1 protein-coding gene is annotated in these 810 nt (G+C 72.2%); it reads right to left on the reverse strand.

Annotated elements, in window-relative coordinates; translation table 11 throughout:
* Window positions 1-651: a flavin reductase family protein gene (locus AC2W7M_RS26535; RefSeq protein WP_486136175.1), complete on the reverse strand. Its 651-nt coding sequence runs from the start codon at window positions 649-651 to the stop codon at window positions 1-3.
* Window positions 652-810 lie beyond the last annotated feature (159 nt).

An 810-nucleotide genomic window follows, 5' to 3' on the forward strand; every position in this document is an offset into this window, starting at 1 on the left:
CTATCCGCAGGCCCAGGCCGGCGCCGCCGTCGCCGCCGCCGCCCGCGCGGCCGGGGAGGCGCCACCACCGAGACGCTGATCCGCCTGGGGCTCAAGGAGCTGGCGCGGTAGGGCGCGAGCCTCACGGCATGCGCGAGGGCAGGCGCACGATCTCGCGTCGACGGCGAAGGTGCCGTAGCCGCGATGGTGCAGGGTGCGAGGCGGGGTGCGGGACGGCCTGTGCCAGGCCTTCACCACCTCCAGCACGAACAGGTTGAAGCGGTTCACGAGCCGGGTGTCGACCACGCGGCATTCCAGGTTGGCGAAGCAGTCGTCCACCAGCGGCGCGCCGACCTGCGCGGCGGGCTTCGCGGTGAGGCGGAACTGCGCGAACTTGTCGTGGTCGCGGCCGGAGACGTTGCCGATCCCCACCACCGTCTCGGCCAAGTCCGCCGAGGGGATGGCGATCACGCATTCCCGCGTCGCCCGCAGAGCCGCGTGGCTGAAGTCGGCCGAAGAGACGATGCAGGCGATGAGCGGCGGCGTGAATTCCACCATCATGTGCCAGGACAGGGTCATGACGTTGGCGCGGCCCGCCGCGGCGGTGGTAAGCAGCACCACGGGGCCGGGCTCGATCAGCTGATAGACTTGGGAGAGGGGCAGATCCTTCATGACCGACTCCACGCGACCGAGGCCGGCGCCCCGGCCGGCGCCGCGCGCGCGCGAGACATCAGGTTAGTGCCGCTCCTGCCGGCACGCCTTGCGCGCGGTCAGGGCCGCGCGGATGGCGCGCGCTGGCTCGGCAGGCCTTTCTTGGCACGCCTGGTCTCG

Source organism: Xanthobacter sp. BG11Y11_SDJG, from assembly GCF_057364445.1.